General features: G+C 62.7%; 13 protein-coding genes. All 13 read right to left on the bottom strand.

Annotated elements, in window-relative coordinates; genetic code table 11:
- Positions 1 to 6 precede the first annotated feature (6 nt).
- Entirely contained in the window at positions 7 to 3,174 is a 3,168-nt protein-coding gene (glnE, locus tag L4X63_RS06690; RefSeq protein ID WP_250677802.1) for a bifunctional [glutamate--ammonia ligase]-adenylyl-L-tyrosine phosphorylase/[glutamate--ammonia-ligase] adenylyltransferase, read from the bottom strand.
- On the bottom strand, positions 3,171 to 4,211 hold the full coding sequence (mtnA, locus tag L4X63_RS06685; RefSeq protein ID WP_250677801.1) for an S-methyl-5-thioribose-1-phosphate isomerase: 1,041 nt from the start codon (positions 4,209 to 4,211) through the stop codon (positions 3,171 to 3,173). Before mtnA ends, glnE begins: the two co-directional genes overlap by 4 nt.
- A gap of 15 nt (positions 4,212 to 4,226) precedes the next feature.
- Positions 4,227 to 5,669: an Asp-tRNA(Asn)/Glu-tRNA(Gln) amidotransferase subunit GatB gene (gene gatB / locus L4X63_RS06680; RefSeq protein WP_250677800.1), complete on the bottom strand. Its 1,443-nt coding sequence runs from the start codon at positions 5,667 to 5,669 to the stop codon at positions 4,227 to 4,229.
- Positions 5,670 to 5,804: 135 nt separating this feature from the next.
- Entirely contained in the window at positions 5,805 to 7,262 is a 1,458-nt protein-coding gene (gatA, locus tag L4X63_RS06675) for an Asp-tRNA(Asn)/Glu-tRNA(Gln) amidotransferase subunit GatA (RefSeq protein WP_250677799.1), read from the bottom strand.
- A gap of 90 nt (positions 7,263 to 7,352) precedes the next feature.
- Positions 7,353 to 7,640: an Asp-tRNA(Asn)/Glu-tRNA(Gln) amidotransferase subunit GatC gene (gatC, locus tag L4X63_RS06670; RefSeq protein ID WP_250677798.1), complete on the bottom strand. Its 288-nt coding sequence runs from the start codon at positions 7,638 to 7,640 to the stop codon at positions 7,353 to 7,355.
- A 137-nt stretch (positions 7,641 to 7,777) separates the two neighbouring features.
- The gene (gene lptM / locus L4X63_RS06665; protein WP_250677797.1) at positions 7,778 to 8,536 is read right to left on the bottom strand and encodes an LPS translocon maturation chaperone LptM; all 759 of its coding nucleotides are present in this window, start codon (positions 8,534 to 8,536) and stop codon (positions 7,778 to 7,780) included.
- 13 nt (positions 8,537 to 8,549) lie between these two features.
- Positions 8,550 to 9,926: an argininosuccinate lyase gene (argH, locus tag L4X63_RS06660; RefSeq protein ID WP_250677796.1), complete on the bottom strand. Its 1,377-nt coding sequence runs from the start codon at positions 9,924 to 9,926 to the stop codon at positions 8,550 to 8,552.
- A gap of 155 nt (positions 9,927 to 10,081) precedes the next feature.
- Positions 10,082 to 11,224 (bottom strand): hypothetical protein, encoded by a 1,143-nt coding sequence (locus L4X63_RS06655; protein WP_250677892.1) that lies wholly within the window; start codon positions 11,222 to 11,224, stop codon positions 10,082 to 10,084.
- A gap of 60 nt (positions 11,225 to 11,284) precedes the next feature.
- A complete protein-coding gene (locus tag L4X63_RS06650) occupies positions 11,285 to 11,716 on the bottom strand; it encodes an NUDIX domain-containing protein (RefSeq protein ID WP_250677795.1) in 432 nt (143 codons plus the stop codon).
- Positions 11,717 to 11,779: 63 nt separating this feature from the next.
- Positions 11,780 to 12,997 carry an argininosuccinate synthase gene (locus tag L4X63_RS06645; protein WP_250677794.1) on the bottom strand — a complete coding sequence of 406 codons (1,218 nt, stop codon included), beginning with the start codon at positions 12,995 to 12,997 and terminating at the stop codon, positions 11,780 to 11,782.
- Positions 12,998 to 13,109: 112 nt separating this feature from the next.
- The gene (argF, locus tag L4X63_RS06640) at positions 13,110 to 14,021 is read right to left on the bottom strand and encodes an ornithine carbamoyltransferase (protein WP_250677793.1); all 912 of its coding nucleotides are present in this window, start codon (positions 14,019 to 14,021) and stop codon (positions 13,110 to 13,112) included.
- A gap of 186 nt (positions 14,022 to 14,207) precedes the next feature.
- Positions 14,208 to 15,401 (bottom strand): acetylornithine transaminase, encoded by a 1,194-nt coding sequence (locus L4X63_RS06635; protein WP_250677792.1) that lies wholly within the window; start codon positions 15,399 to 15,401, stop codon positions 14,208 to 14,210.
- 143 nt (positions 15,402 to 15,544) lie between these two features.
- Complete coding sequence (gene argB, locus L4X63_RS06630; protein WP_250677791.1) at positions 15,545 to 16,423, bottom strand: acetylglutamate kinase; 879 nt, start codon at positions 16,421 to 16,423, stop codon at positions 15,545 to 15,547.
- Positions 16,424 to 16,507 lie beyond the last annotated feature (84 nt).

Raw genomic sequence — 16,507 nt, 5'->3', positions numbered from 1 at the left:
CCGAACTTACAGTGCAATGTTGAAGAACACCCGCTCGTAGACGGCGCGGACACCGCTGGTCATCCGCTCGTAGTCGGCCATCAGCGCCTCTCCCGGGTTCTTCAACTGGAGATCGTAGCCAAGCCGGCGGGCCAGCTTGTTCAGATACTTCAACGGCCCGCCCAGGTCGTTCATCGAGTAGTCGTGAATGATCCGCAAACGGTTCTCCAGCCGCCGCAGGAACCGGTACCCGTCGAAGAGCGCCTGACAGTCCCCCTCCGGCAAAATTCCCCGCTTCCTGATCGCTTCCAGCGTCTCCAGTGTGTTGCTCCCGCGAATCTCGTTATGCTCGAAGCCGTACTTCAGCTGCAGGTACTGGATGATGAACTCCACGTCCACCATACCGCCACGACCGGTCTTGATGTTGTAGCTCCCCTCGCTCTCCTTGGCGAGCTCGTTTTCCATCCGCATCCTGAGCCGGTGGATCTCGGTCCGCACGATGTCCTCGGCCCCTTTTCCGTAGACGGCGCGCTCGATGACTTCCTCGATGGCCGCCTTCAGCCTGGCGTCGCCATAGCAGACCCGCGCCTTGGTTAGCGCCTGGCGCTCCCAGATCTGCGACTCGTTCGAGTGATAGGTGATGAACGATTCCAGCGAGGTGACCAGCGGCCCGGCGTTCCCCGACGGGCGGAGCCGGGTGTCGATCTTGTAGGCGAAACCTTCCCTGGTCTGGGTGGTGAGCACCAGGATGATCTTCTGCCCCAGCTTGGCGAAGTACTCCCAGTTGGTGATGCTCTTCTCGCCATCGGTCATCCCCTGCCCGTTGTAGATGTAGATGATGTCGAGGTCGGAGTGGTAGTTGAGCTCGTTGCCCCCCAACTTCCCCATGGCGACGATGGCGAACGATGCTTCGTGCCGCGAGCCGTCCTCCTCCTGCACCATCGGCCGTCCGAAACGCGCCAGCTCGTTGCGTGCCATCTCCACCGCGGCATCCAGGCAGACCTCCGCCAGGTTGGTCAGCTGCAGGGCCACTTCCGGCTGCCCCATCTTCCCGTGGATGTCGTTCATGCCGATGCGCAGGAACTCCTCGTGCCGGTAGCGCCGCATGACGTCCAGCCGCTCCTCGAAGTCGTCCGCCTGGGCGAGCTCAGTCTCCAGCTCGGCAGCCATCGACGTCCGCTCCTTGCGCAGGTACGCATAGCCGCGGCCGGTCAGGCTCTCCAGCAGCTCCGGATGGCCGATGAAGATCTTGGAGAGGAACTCCGACATCCCGAAGATCGAGGTGATCAGCTTGAGGATGTCCCGGTTCTCAGCGAGGAGCGCGTACGCGGTGGAGCGAGTCCGGCTGGAGGTGAGGAAGCGCTCCAAATTGGTGAGGGCCAAGTCCGGGTCGGGAGAAGCGAAGACCTCCTGCAAAAAGAGCGGGGCGATCTTTTCCAGGGTGTGCCGGGCGCGTTCGGTGAGGTTCTGCTTGGGGGGGCCGTCGCGAAGGATCAGGAGGTTGCCGTAGGCGGCGTCCGGGTGCTCGAAGTGGCGCTCCTCCAGCATGTCCTTGATCAGATCGATGTTGGCGCCGGGGTCGAGGAAGAAGTAGACCTCCGGGAGCACCTCTTCCTTCAGCCGCTCGTCGCGGGAGAGGAAAAGGTCCCCGTAGATGGCGGAAACGGTCTGCCGGTGGACCTCCAGGGTCTCCTGGAACTTGACAGTGCCGTCCCGCCGCAGGTACCCGCAGCGCCTGGCCAGGGCTGTCATCTCCTCCGGCTTGGTGGGGAGCGCGTGGGTCTGCCGTTCCTGGACCACCTGGATGCGGTGCTCGACGGTGCGCAGGAAGCGGTAGGCTTCGCTGAGGGCGACGCAGTCGGCTTCCTTGATGATGCGGGACTCTCTGAGGATCTGGAGCGCCCGTAGCGAGTTCCGCTCGCGCAGCTTGGGGTCCTTGCCGGCATAGACGAGCTGCAGGGCCTGGATGAAGAACTCGATCTCCCGTATTCCGCCGCGCCCGAGCTTGATGTTGATGTCGGCCTCGTGGAGCCTGGTGAGCGAGGCGTCGATGCGGAGCTTCATCGACATCATGTCCTCGATCAGGTTGTAGTCGAGGTAGCGCCGATAGATGAACGGGGTCAGCGAGGCGAGGATGTTCTCTCCCAGGATGAGCGATCCCGCCACCGGCCTGGCCTTCATGAGCGCCGCCCGCTCCCAGGACTGTCCCCACGACTCGTAATAGATCTCCGCCGACCGCCAGGAGGCGGCGAGATCGCCCGCCTTCCCATCCGGCCTCAGCCCCAGATCCACACGGAAGACGAAGCCGTCCTCGGTGACCTGAGAGATCGCTTTGCCGATCATCTCGCCGAGCTTGACGAAGAAGGTGTGCAGCGAGATCCGCCCCTTCATCCCCCCCTTGCCGTCGGGAACGCCAACGCTCTGGCCGCTGTCGGTCGAGTAGAAGTAGATGAGATCGATGTCGGAGGAGAAATTGAGCTCCCGTCCGCCGAATTTCCCCATACCAATGATGGTGAATTCGGCCTCAACGGGACCATCCGGGGTATCGGCCATGGGGATGCCATGTTCTGCGGACAGGTCGCGGTAGGCGGTCTCGTAAGCGATCTGGAGGGTGACGGCAGCCAGCGAGGAGAGCTCCTCGGTCACCTCCTCCAACGGTGCCAGCCCGTTGAGGTCCCTGGTGGCGATACGGAGCACCTCGGCATGCTTGAAGCGGCGCAGGTGCGGGAAAACGTCGGAGTAGCCGGCACCGGCCGGAATGCGGCTGCGCAGCGCGGCGAGCATCTCGCTTTCCGTCCGCCGTTCCATGACCTCACGCTCGATGAAGAGCCGCTGGAAATACGAGGGGTCCTTGCAGATGATGTTGGTGAGGAAGGGGGAGGAACCGCAGACATTGATGAGCTGGACGGCGAGGGAGCGGTGCAGGCAGACGTCGCGGAAGGCATCGCCGTCGGCGATCGCCGAGACGCGCTCGACCCCGTTGAGGGCCATGTCGGGAAGCGGGGTGGCCAGCGCGGCGAGGGTCAACTCGACGAGCTGCGCGGTGGGGAGCGCCTCGCGCAAAAGACGGAGGTTTTCGGCGGAGCGGACCGGATAGATGAACCCGGCCTGTTCGAGGAGTTGCGGAAGCCCCTCGGTGCTCTCGACGGAGAGAACAGCGGCCAGCGACGTTGCTAACCCTGCCAGGCTGTTCATAGGCCGACCAGCGCCCTGAGCTCCTTCTCGTAGTCGCCCCGGATGACTCCTTTTTCCGTAATGATGCCGGTGATGTAGCGGGCGGGTGTCACGTCGAAGGCGGGATTTCTCACCTTCACCCCCTCCGGCGCGATCCGCACCCCCTGAATGTGGGTGACCTCGGTGGAGGCACGCTCCTCGATGGGGATGTCGTCACCGCTGGCGAGCTTAAGGTCGAGGGTGGAGATAGGGGCGGCGACGTAGAAGGGGATGCGGTTTTCCTTTGCCAGTACCGCGACACTGTAAGTGCCGATCTTGTTGGCGGTATCGCCGTTGGCGGCGATGCGGTCGGCACCGACCACCACGAAGTCGATTTGGCCGGTCCTCATCAGCCACCCCGCCATGTTGTCGGTAATGAGGGTGACCGGGATGCTGTCCTTCATGAGCTCCCAGGCGGTCAGCCGCGCCCCCTGGAGCCAGGGGCGTGTCTCGTCGGCGAAAACCTTGATCCCCTTGCCCGCCTCGTGGGCGGCGCGGATGACGCCGAGCGCAGTGCCGTAACCGGCGGTAGCCAGGCCGCCCGCGTTGCAGTGAGTGAGGATGGAGGCGCCTTCCTTGACCAGCGCGCCGCCGTGCTTCCCGATCTCCTTGCAGATCTTCAGGTCGTCCTGCTCAATGCTGATCGCCTCGGCCTTCAGGATTTCGCGGATGGAGTTGAGGTCGAGTTCTTTATGCTGCTGGGCGACCTTCTTCATCCGCTCCAGCGCCCAGAAGAGGTTGACGGCGGTGGGGCGGGTACGGCCGAGCACGTCGCAGACGTTTTCCAGCTGGCGGTAGAACGAGTCGAAGGTGTCGGCGATGATGTCGCGGGCTCCCAGGGCCACCCCCATGGCGGCGGCGACCCCGATGGCGGGGGCTCCCCTGACGATCATGCCGCGGATCGCCTCGGCCACGCCGGTGAAGTCCGTGTATTCGTTGTAGACCTCCTCGCCCGGAAGCTTGGTCTGGTCTATCATGATCACCTTGTTGTCCCGCCATTCGATCGTTCTAAAAGACATGTGGTACCTCGACTGTTACCCTTTAAGCTTTTTCAAGAGGAGCTCGTTGACCACGGCGGGGTTGGCTTTACCCTTGGAGGCCTTCATGACCTGCCCCACGAAGAAGCCGAGGAGGGTCTCCTTACCCGCCCGGAATTCGGCAACCTGCGACTCACTGCGGCCGAGCACCTCGTCCACCATGGCCTCGATGGCGCCGGTGTCGGAAACCTGCACGAGCCCCTTCTCTTCCACGATCTTGGCCGGTTCCTTGCCGGTCTTGTACATCTCGTCGAAGACGGTCTTGGCGATCTTGCCGGAGATGGTCCCCTTCTCCATCAGCTTGAGGAGGTCGGCCAGCAGGGCCGGGGTCACCGGGCAGCCGGTGATCTCCTTGCCGTCGTCGTTGAGGGCACGGGTCACCTCGCCCATCACCCAGTTGGAGACGGTCTTCGGCTGGTTGAAGAGGGCGACGGTATCCTCGAAGTACTGGGCAAGCTCGCGGCTCGCCACCAGCACCTCGGCGTCGTACTGCGGGAGTCCCAGCTCGCTCATGAAGCGCTCGTACTTGGCCTCCGGCAGCTCCGGAAGATCGGCGCGCACCTTTTCGATCCAGGCGTCGTCGATGATCACCGGGACCAAGTCCGGATCCGGGAAGTAGCGGTAATCGTGGGCCTCTTCCTTGCCGCGCATGGAGCGGGTGGTGCCGGTGTTCGGGTCGAAGAGGCGGGTTTCCTGGATCACCTTGCCGCCGTCGTCGAGGATCTCGGCCTGGCGTTCCATCTCGTACTCGATGGCCTGCTTGATGAAGCGGAAGGAGTTGATGTTCTTGAGCTCGGCGCGGGTGCCGAAGACGTTGGAGCCGACCGGCATCAGCGAGACGTTGGCGTCGCAGCGGAAGCTCCCCTCCTCCAGGTTCCCGTCGCAGATCCCTAAGTACATGACGATCTGGTGGAGCTTCTTAAGGTAGGCGATCGCCTCATCGGGGGATCGCATGTCCGGCTCGGAGACGATCTCCAGAAGCGGAGTGCAGGCGCGGTTCAGGTCGACGCAGGAATCGTCGCCGACACCCGGCACGTCGGTGTGGACGAGCTTCCCGGCGTCCTCCTCCATGTGGATGCGGGTAATACCGATCCGCTTCTTCCCTCCGGCCTCGGTCTCGATGTCGAGGTGGCCGTGCTGGCAGATCGGGAGGTCGAACTGGCTGATCTGGTACCCCTTCGGGAGGTCCGGATAGAAGTAGTTCTTACGGGCGAAGACGTTGCGCGGCGTGATGGAGCAGTTGGTGGCGAGGCCGGCCTTGATGCCGTACTCCACTACCTGGCGGTTCAACACCGGAAGCGCCCCGGGGAAGCCTAAGCAGACCGGGCAGGTCTGGGAGTTGGGGGTGGCGCCGAAGCGGGTCGAGCAGCCGCAGAAGATCTTGGTCTTGGTGGTGAGCTGAGTGTGAACCTCAAGCCCGATCACTACCTGGTATTTCATAGAAGGCTCCGCATGTGGAGAATTGGGACAACAAGTACTCCCCCCTTGTCAAAGGGGGGCTGGGGGGGATTTGCCTCTAACTATCTTCTACTGCAAATCCCCCTAAATCCCCCTTTAACAAGGGGGACTTGATGGCTAGAGGGCGGCCCTGAGGTTGTGCCAGTCGGTCTCGCGCTCGAAGGCGTAGCCCGCGCGCAGGACGGTCTCCTCGCCGAACGGCTTGCCGATCAGCTGCAGGCCGATCGGGAGTCCGGCGGCGCTCATGCCGGCCGGGATCGACATGCCACAGGTCCCGGCCAGGTTCACCGGAATGGTGAAGATGTCGGAAAGGTACATCTGCAGCGGGTCGGCCAGCTTCTCCCCGATCTTGAAGGACGGGGTCGGCGCCACCGGGGTGAGGAGGAGATCCACGCTTTCGAACGCCTTCAGGAAGTCCTGCATGATCAGGGTGCGGACCTTCTGGGCCTTGAGGTAGTAGGCGTCGTAGTAGCCGGAGGAAAGCGCGTAGGTGCCGAGCATGATCCTCCGCTTCACCTCGTCGCCGAACCCTTCGGCACGGCTCTTGGCGAACATGTCGATGAGCCCCTTGGCGTTCTCGCTCCGGTGCCCGAAGCGGACGCCGTCGTAGCGGGCCAGGTTGGAGCTCGCCTCGGCGGTGGCGATCAGGTAGTAGGTGGCGACCGCGTACTCGGTATGCGGCAGGCTCACCTCGCAGATCTCGGCCCCCAGGCTCTTATAGAGGGCAATCGCCTCGTCCATCGAACGCTTCACGTCCGGATCGAGCCCCTCGATGTAGTACTGCGCCGGAAGGCCGATCTTCAGCCCCTTCACGCCCGCCTCCAGGGTAGCGAGGTAATCGGGGACCGGGGTATCGACCGAGGTGGAGTCCATCGGGTCGTGCCCGGCCACCGCACCCAGCATGATGGCGGCGTCTTTCACGTCGCGGGTCATCGGGCCAACCTGGTCCAGCGACGAGGCGTAGGCGATGACACCGTAACGGGAGACCCGGCCGTAGGTCGGCTTGAGGCCGACGATGCCGCAGTGGGAGGCAGGCTGGCGGATCGATCCGCCGGTGTCGGTGCCCAGCGTGGCGGTCGCCTCGCGCGCGGCGATTGCCGCCGCCGAACCGCCGGAGGAGCCGCCGGGGATGCACTCGAGGTTCCAGGGGTTCTTGCACGATCCGAAGTAGCTCGACTCGCAGGAAGAGCCCATGGCGAATTCGTCCTGGTTCAGCTTCCCGACGATGACGGCGCCGCGCTCCTTGAGCTTGGCCACTGCGGTTCCGTCATAGGGGGGGATGAAATTTTCGAGGATCTTCGAGCCGCAGGTGGTGCGGATCCCCTTGGTGACGAAGATGTCCTTGAGAGCGACCGGGATGCCGGTGAGAAGATCGATGTTCCCGGCGGCGATCCGCTGGTCGGCGGCCTCGGCCTCGGCCAGAGCCTGCTCAGGGGTGACCGTGATGTAGGCGTGGACCTTGCCGTCGACCGCTTCGATGCGGGCCAGCATGGCCTTGGTGGCCTCCACCGAGGAAAGCTCCTTCGCCTTCAGCTTCTCGTGCAGTTCATGTAGGGTGAGGTCGAAAATTTCCATTGAAAAAGCTCCGTTTTCAAAAGTCGGACGTCTGACAGGTCTGACAGGTCTGACAGGTCTGACAGGTCTGACAGGTCTGACGTCTGACCACTATTCAATTACCTTGGGCACCTGGAAGAAGCTGTCGGTGTGCTGGGGGGCGTTGGCCAGGGCGGCCTCGACGCCGATCGAATCCTTCGGCTGGTCCGGTCGGAAGGCGTTTTCCATGGGGACCGCGTGGGAGGTCGGGACGATGCCGTCGGTGTCGAGGGCGTTGAGCTTTTCCACGTAGGCGAGGATGGAGTCCATCTGCGCGGTGAAGGTGTCGAGCTCGGGCTCGGAAAGCTCCAAACGGGCGAGCTTGGCTACGTGCTCGACCTCTGCTCTGGTAATTTTCATGCGTGCTCCAAGAGGCGCCGAGGGGCGCCCCGGGGGTGGTGATAGACTACCGGTTATTATCACGAACGGCGTTAAAAGGCAAGGTAACCGCCGTCTTGAGAGTATGTGCTGAGCTTTTGGACGCGGCTCCGATTACGTCAGTCGCGCCCGCTCATGGAGGCGGTGGCGGGGTTGGAGGGAGCGCTCTCCACGAGGTCGGTGCCGACCTTGGCGAGGGAGGTGGCCCAGTAGGTGTAATTGGTCCCGATCAGGACTTCGGTGTCCTCGAACTTGTTGGCGATGGCGGACACGGTGCGGTACGGGGTGCGCGGCATCGGGCTCCCCTCCTTGGCCCGGTACAGGCGGTACCCTTCCGCGGTCCCCTCCTCGGGGGGGATGCTCACGAAGGCGACCACCACCCCGCTCTGGGAGGGAAGCGCCTCGAGGACCGGCGGGAACGGAGCGGTCACCGCCGTCCGCCGCACCTTGTTGGAGTCCTTGCTCTCCACCCCGTCAGTGTTGAAGGAGCGAAGCTTGTACTGGTAGGTCTTTCCCTTGACGAGACCGGTATCCCCGGTAACGAACAGCCCGTCCACCCGTTCGACACCCTTGAGGTAATCCAGATCTATCCGCGACGGCGGCCCGTACGCGGTCGGGCACTCTTCGCAGTCTTCCGAGGGAGGGAGGACCACCCGCTTGAAGAGGAGGAATCCGGCCAGGTCGCGCAGACGGCCGCCTCCCTCTTCCCTGCCGGGCGCGGACCAGCTGATCTCGAAGCGGCCGTTCTTCTGGGCCACCGCCAGGTCGGTCACCGGCGCGGGCGCAAGCGCCTCGGGAGGGATGAGCGGCCCCTTCTTTCCGCAGCCGGAGAGAAGAAGACCGGCCCCCAGGATGAGGACCGGTATCGATCGGGTCACTGACGCCACGAGGCTAGCGCCCTTCCCTGGCGCGGGCGATCTCGGCCTTCACCCGCTCGAGCGCGGTGCCGCCGGTCGCCTTGCGGGCGTTCACGGAAGCCTCCAGGGTGATGAAGCCGAAGATGTCGGCGTCGATCCTCGCGGAGAAGACCTGCCACTCGGCCAGCGAGAGCTCCGGGATGTCCATCTGGTTTTCGATGCAGTAGCGGACCGCCTTGCCGACCACCTCGTGGGCGTCGCGGAAGGGGAGGCCCTTGCGGACCAGGTAATCGGCCACGTCGGTGGCGGTGGAGAAGCCGCCGCCTGCCGCGTTCTTCATCCGCGCCTCGTTCACCTTCATCTCGCGGACCATGTCGGCGAAGATCTTGAGGCTCCCCTTGACGGTGTCGATGGTATCGAAGAGCGGCTCCTTATCTTCCTGCATGTCCTTGTTGTAGGCGAGCGGGAGCGACTTCATGACGGTCAGAAGCGCGATCAGGTTGCCGTAGACCCGGCCGGTCTTGCCGCGCACGAGCTCGGGGACGTCCGGGTTCTTCTTCTGCGGCATGATCGAAGAGCCGGTGCAGAAGGAGTCGGTAAGCTCGACGAACTTGAAGTCGCTGGTGGACCAAAGGATCAGCTCCTCCGAGAAGCGGGAGAGATGCATCATCAGGATCGAGGAGGCGGAGCAGAATTCCAGTGCGAAGTCGCGGTCGGAGACCGAGTCCAGCGAGTTGCGGGTGACTTCCGGGAAGCCGAGCTGCTCGGCGACGAACTCGCGGTCGATCGGGAAGGTGGTCCCGGCCAGCGCACCGGCACCGAGCGGCAGCACGTTGGTCCTCTTCAGGCAGTCTTCCATCCGCCCCTTGTCGCGCTTCAACATCTCGTAGTAGGCCATCATGTGGTGCGAGAAGAGGATCGGCTGGGCGGTCTGGAGGTGGGTGAAGCCCGGCATGATGACGGAGAGGTTCTCCTCGGCCTGGAAGAGGAGCGAATCCATCAGCTTCTCGATGTAGGCCATGATCTCGACCAGCTCGTCGCGGAGGTAGAGGCGGATGTCGAGGGCGACCTGGTCGTTACGGGAGCGGCCGGTGTGGAGGCGCTTGCCGGCGTCGCCGATCTTCGCGGAAAGCCTCGCCTCGATGTTCATGTGGATGTCTTCCAGCGAGACGGAGAAATCGAAATTGCCGGCTTCGATCTGGGCCAGGATATCGTTCAGCCCGTTGACGATGGCGTCCACGTCTTCCTGCGGGATGATCCCCTGCTTGCCGAGCATGGTGGCGTGGGCGATGGAGCCGCGGATATCCTGCTGGTAGAGGCGCTTGTCGAAGTTGATGGAAGCGGTGAACTCCTCAACGAATTTGTCGGTGGGCTGGGTGAAGCGTCCCCCCCAGAGCTTGTCTTTGGACATGATGATCTCCCTACGTGATATTTCTTTCTCTTGGCAATGTAAGTCCCCCTTTGAAAAAGGGGGATTTAGGGGGATTTGGTTCGGCTTGCTGCTCGGAAACCATAAATCCCCCCTGGCCCCCCTTTTTCAAAGGGGGGTGGGTTGGTTGAGTTGGGTCAGGCGTTCCCTTCCATCCCGTCCACCGATTTGATCCAGCCCTGCTCGGGTTCCCATTTGAGGACCGAATGGACCTTCAACGGGACCCGTGAACTGCGCGGATCGAGCTCGTGGTGGAGCGGGAGGTTGAAATAGTAGAGCCGGGTACCCGGCCCGAACCTGAGGCGGCAGACCGGGGTACCGTGAAAATCGTCGCTGGAGAACTCGTTCTCCTGGTAGGGCATCATCTTGTGCCTCCCGCTGATCACCGCGTAGGAGAAGCCGTAGCAGGAATCGCACTGGATGCCGTCGATCTCGCTCTCGTTGGAGGAGTTGCCGAACACAGTGATGGTGTCCCGCACACCGGGGGTATCCTCCAGGTATTCGCCGTAGAAGCCGGTCAAAACGTCGCGGTAGGAGCGGTGCTCCGGCTTCGGGTTGCACTGGATCACGAAGATGGCGTCCAGGGACTGCCGCATCGTGAAGAACATGCGGTCGGCGTGGTCGATGATCTGCCGGATGTTGGAGGAGTAGAGGTCCCGGTAGAGGTAGTCGAGACAGATCAGCGTCATGAAGTTGAAGCAGGCCGGCTCGCCGCGGAAGAGGTAGAAGTGGCGCCCCCGGTACAGGTCGTGATCCTTGTCGAGGAACTCCTCCCCCCGGAAGGGGTGGGTCTTGGCCTCCAGAAAAACCTTCAGCTTCCCCTTGGCGTCCTTCACCGCGATGCAGCACCAGTTGACCGGCATCCCGAGGATGTCGCCGGAATCGATGTCGGCCTCCACCAGGTCGATCGCCTCCGCGTTGTCCGCGTGGAAGCGGATCAGCATGGTGCGGTACTCCCGGAGGGTTGTCTGCTCCAGGCCGAACATGGTCACCGTGTTGGGGCGGAACTCCTTGCCGATGAAGTCGATCATCTCGTCGAACCGGGAGACCGGCACCGCGCACTCGGGGAACATCAGGAAGTGGAGCCTCTTGAGGTTTCCTTCCCCTCCCGCCACCAGGTCGAGCACCGATTTCACCTGCCGCCATTTCTCGCCGGCATCCTCCAGGCAGAAGAGATGATCGCGCCGCTTCAACCGGTTGGGAAGCTGGGCGATCATGCAGTGGAGGTGGTGACCCAGGGGAAACTCAAGCTGCAGGTGTTTCTCGATGATCTTGGCCATGGCGGTCACAATCCCTCCCCCCTTAGCAAAAGGGGGGGCGTGGGGGATTTGGTGCGTCGGTTATGGGGAGGCAGCGAACATCTTGTCCAGAATGAAACGGGCACCCGCGGGAATCTTGTACTGGTTGAAGTCCGCAGGCTTTACCCAGCGCGCCTCCTGCACCTCATCCTCGTTGTGCTTCACATCGCAGAAGAGGGGGGTGCAGCGGTAGTAGATGATGATGAAGTGGTAGTTGTCCTCGCCGGGGGTGACGTGCTCGAAGATGTCGACCAGGTCGCCGACCTCCACCTCCAGCCCGACTTCCTCCCGGACCTCGCGCTTGAGCGCCTTGACGATCGGCTCGCCCAGGTCGATCTTGCCGCCGGGCATCACCCATTCGCCCTGGAAAGGGGGGACCCTGCGCTGGGTAAGGAGGACCTGCCCCTCGTTGTCGACGATGACGGCGACCACCGAGGTGACGATGTGATTGGCCTTGAATGCTACTGCGTCCATAAAAATGGGATAGGGGCACGAACCGCGCTCGTGCCCCTATGACCTCCTGATGCTGCCGGGTAACTACTTCTTGTTGGCTTCCATGAGGGAGCGGATCCGCAGCCTGAGCGAGTTGAGCTTGATGAAGCCCTCGGCATCGGCCTGGTTGTAGACCTGGTCCTTCTCGAAGGTCGCGAAGTCGAGGTTGAAGAGCGAGTTGCTCTCGGACTTGCGGCCGACGGTGCGGCAGTGGCCTTTGTAGAGTTTCACGCGGGCGACGCCGTTGACGGTCTTCTGGGAGTCGTCGATCAGGGTCTGCAGCATCTCGCGCTCCGGAGCGAACCAGTAGCCGTTGTACACCATCTCGGCGTAGCGCGGGATGAGGGAATCCCTGAGGTGCATGACCTCGCGGTCCATGGTGATCTGCTCCACCGCCATATGGGCTTCGCGGAGGATGGTGCCGCCCGGGGTCTCGTAGACGCCGCGGGACTTCATGCCGACCGAGCGGTTCTCGAGGAGGTCGACGCGGCCGATGCCGTGCTCGCCGCCCAGGTTGTTCAGGTGGGCCAGGAGCTGGGCCGGGGACATACGGACGCCGTCGACGGCTACCGCGTTACCCTTCTCGAACTCGATCTCGACGAACTGCGGCTTGTTGGGGGCCTTCTCCGGGGACTTGGTCAAGACGTACATCTGCTCCGGGGCTTCCATCCAGGTGTCCTCGAGGATGCCGCCTTCGAAGGAGATGTGGAGGAGGTTACGGTCGGAGGACCAGGGACGCTTCTTGGTGATCGGAATCGGGATCCCGTTCTTCTTGGCGTAGTTGATGAGCGCCTGGCGGGAGTTCAGCTTCCACTCTCTCCAGGGGGCGATCACGGTGATGGCCGGATTGAAGTGGTAGTAGCCGAGCTCGAAGCGGACCTGGTCGTTACCCTTGCCGGTGGCGCCGTGGGAGACCGCGTCGCACCCTTCGATCTTGGCGATCTCCATCTGGCGCTTGGCGATCAGCGGACGGGCGATGGAGGTGCCGAGGAGGTAGTGCCCTTCATAGATGGCGTTGGCGCGGAACATCGGGAAGACGAAGTCGCGCACGAACTCTTCCTTGAGGTCGTCGATGTAGACCTTGTCGGCGCCGGTGGCGAAGGCCTTGTCGCGGATCGGGTCGAGCTCGTCGCCCTGGCCGAGGTCGGCGGAGAAGGTGACGACTTCGCAGCCGTACTCGTTTTTGAGCCACTTGAGGATGATGGAGGTGTCGAGCCCGCCGGAATAGGCAAGTACGATCTTCTTGACTTCTTTCTTAGCCATGGGTTCTCCTTAGGATTTCTGTATTAGCTCTACCAGGATGGTGATCCCGACTGCTAGCATCTCTATCTGCGACTGATCTAACGCTCCCCCCTTGTTAAAGGGGGACTTTCAGTTATTTCATCAGCGTGGCCATGATGGCCTTCTGCACGTGGAGGCGGTTTTCGGCCTCGTCCCACACTACCGAGTTCTTCCCTTCGATGACGCCGTTGGTGATCTCCTCGCCGCGGTGGGCGGGTAGGCAGTGGAGCACCACGCAGTCCGGCTTGGCGAGGGCAAGGAGCTCCTCGTTCAGCTGGTAGCCGGCGAAGGCCTTCTCGCGGATCTTCTGCTCCTCTTCCTGCCCCATGCTGGCCCAGACGTCGGTGTTGAGGACGTCGGCGCCTTTGACCGCATCTTTGGGATCGCGGGTGATGACGATCTTGGAGGTGGCCTTGGCACGCGCCCACTCGAGCACGGTCGCGTCCGGGTCGTACCCTTCCGGGCAGGCCAGGGTCAGGTCGAAGCCGAAGATGGCCGCCGCCTCGATCCAGGAGTTGGCCATGTTGTTGCCGTCACCGACCCAGGCGAACTTGAGCCCTTCATAGCCCCCCTTGTGCTCGATGACCGTGAAGATGTCGGCCATGATCTGGCAGGGGTGGTGGAGGTCGGTGAGCCCGTTGATGACCGGTACAGAGGAGTACTTGGCGAACTCTTCGACGGTGGCCTGGGCGAAGGTGCGGATCATGACGCCGTCGCAGTAGCGGGCAATGACGCGGGCGGTGTCCTTGATCGGCTCGCCGCGCCCCATCTGGGAGTCCTTGCCGGAGATGAAGAGCGGATGGCCGCCCAACTGGTACATGCCGACTTCAAAAGAGATCCTGGTGCGGGTGGAGGATTTCTCGAAGATCATCGCCAGGGTCTTCCCCTTGAGGAGGTGATGCTCGATGCCGCTCTTCTGCTTCTGCTTGAGCTCTTTCGTCAGCGCGAAGATGGCGTCCAGTTCGGTTTTGGAGAAACGGCTGAGGGCGAGGAAGTCTTTTTCCATGGGATGGCGTCTCACCTTTCTTGAGTGATCTCACTCCCAACTAGGGGAGGCGGGAAATATTGTTCCCTCACCCCTGGAGGGGGAGGGTCAGGGTGAGGGGGAAGGTTCCACCGGCAACGCCGTCGGCAGCTACCCCCACCCCCTCGCCCCCTCCCTCAAGGGGAGGGGGGATGGTGGTTTGTCTGGTTACTTCATCTCTTCGAGAATGTCGGTCAGGGTGGCCAGCATCTCGTCCACTTCCTTCTTGCCGACGATGAGCGGCGGAACGAAGCGGAGGACCTTCTCCTGCGCACAGTTCAGGAGCAGGCCGCGCTCGAGAGCCTTCTTCACGATGTCGCCGCCGGGAGCGTTCAGCTCCACGCCAATCATGAGGCCGATGCCGCGCACGTCGGCGATGATGGGGAATCTCCCCTTGAGCGCTTCCAGCTCGCCCATGAGGTACTCCCCGATCTCCTCGCAGCGGTTAAGGATCCCTTCGCTCAGGATGGTGTTCACCGTGGCGATGCCGGCGGCGGTCACCAGCGGATTGCCGCCGAAGGTGGAGCCGTGGGTGCCCGGTACGAAGGCCTGGGCGATCTCGTCGGTCGCCAGCATGGTCCCGATGGGGGCGCCTCCCGCCAGCGCCTTGGCGAGCGTCATGATGTCCGGGGTGACTCCGAAGTGCTCGTAGGCGAAGAGCTTGCCGGTCCTGCCCATGCCGACCTGGACCTCGTCGAAGATGAGCAGGAGGCCGTTCTCGTCGCAGATCTTCCTGACTTCCTGGAAGTAGCTCGCGTCGGGGACCACCACGCCCCCCTCGCCCTGGATCGGCTCCAGCATGATCGCGCAGGTGCAGGGGGAGATGGCCTCCCTCAAGGCCGCCGCGTCGTTGAACGGGACGTGACGGAAGCCGTGGAGCAGGGGATCGAAGAACTTCTGGACCTTCTCCTGGCCGGTGGCCGACACGGTCGCCATGGTCCTTCCGTGGAAGGAGCTCAGCGCGGTGATGATCTCGTAGCGGTCGGAGCCGTGCTTCTCCCGGCTGTAGCGCCGGGCCAGCTTGATGGCGGCCTCGTTGGCTTCCGCGCCGGAGTTGCAGAAGAAGGCCTTGTCCGCGAAGCTGTGGCTGCAGAGGAGCTCGGCGAGCTCGATCTGCTGGGGGATGTGGTAGTAGTTCGAGCAGTGGATCAGCTCATGGGCCTGCTTGCTCAAAGCGGCGGTGACCGCCGGGTGGCAGTGCCCGAGGTTGTTGACGGCGACACCGGCCAGGAAGTCGAGGTACTTCTTGCCGTCCGCGTCCCAGACGTAGCACCCCTCCCCTTTCACCGGGACCAGCGGATACCGCCCGTAGGTTTTCATGATGTATTTGTCAGCCTTTTCAATCCAGGCAGCAGAATTCATATCGAATCACTCCTTTTAATCTTCCCCATCCCCTTGAGGGAGGGGGGCAGGGGGTGGGGGAGGCCGGCGCAAGGAAAGGCCAGCAAGAGGCAAATCCCCCTAAATCCCCCTTTGACAAGAGGGACTTAGGAGAATGAGGCTGTTTAAGCCTCTATCTCCGTCCCGATGCCGACGTTGGTGAAGATCTCCAAAAGGACGCAGTGCTCGATGCGGCCGTCCACGATGTGGGCCTTCTTGACCCCGGCGGCCAGAGCATCGGTGCAGCAGGTGACCTTGGGGATCATCCCGCCGGTCACCGTCCCGTTGTCGATCAACTCGGGGATGTCGCCCAGGGCGATGGAGGAGAGGAGCTCCCCTTCCTTGTTCTTCACCCCGGAGACGTCGGTCAGCAGCATGAGCTTCTCGGCCTTCAAGGCCGCCGCCACTTTCCCCGCCACCACGTCGGCGTTGATGTTGTAGCTTTCCCCGTCTCGGCCCACCCCGATCGGCGCTATGACCGGGATGAATCCTCCTTTTTCCAGAGCCTCCAGCAGCGAAGGATTGACCTCCACCACGTCGCCCACAAAACCGATATCAACCTTCTCCATGCTGCCGTCCTCGCGCCTTACTTCCTGGAGCAGCTTTTCGCAGAGAAGGAGGTTACCGTCCTTACCGGAGAGACCGGCCGCGCGGCCGCCGTGCTGGTTGATGTAGCCAACCACCTCGCGGTTCACCTGACCGGTCAGCACCATTTCCACCACGCCCATGGTTTCGGCGTCGGTGACTCTCATCCCCTTCACGAACTCCGACACGATGCCGTAACGCTTGAGGGTCTCATTGATCTGGGGGCCGCCACCGTGTACCACCACGGTGTTGATGCCAATGTATTTGAGGAGGATGACGTCCAGCGCGAACGACTTCCGCAGCTTCTCGTCAGCCATCGCATGGCCGCCGTACTTGATGACGATGGTCTTTCCGGAGAAACGCCTGATATAGGGGAGCGCCTCCATGAGAGTGCTCGCCTTTTCTATGAGTTTCTGCATGACAGTCCTCGATTTTAAATACTAGGGGGAGAGCCGCCTTTGACAAAGGAGCCAGTCCCCTTAATTAAACCTCAGTAGAAAGAG

The sequence above is a fragment of the Geomonas sp. Red32 genome (assembly GCF_023652955.1).
Taxonomy (GTDB): domain Bacteria; phylum Desulfobacterota; class Desulfuromonadia; order Geobacterales; family Geobacteraceae; genus Geomonas.
Note: the sequence above shows the minus strand (reverse complement) of the source record. Positions and strands in the feature narration are given on the sequence as shown.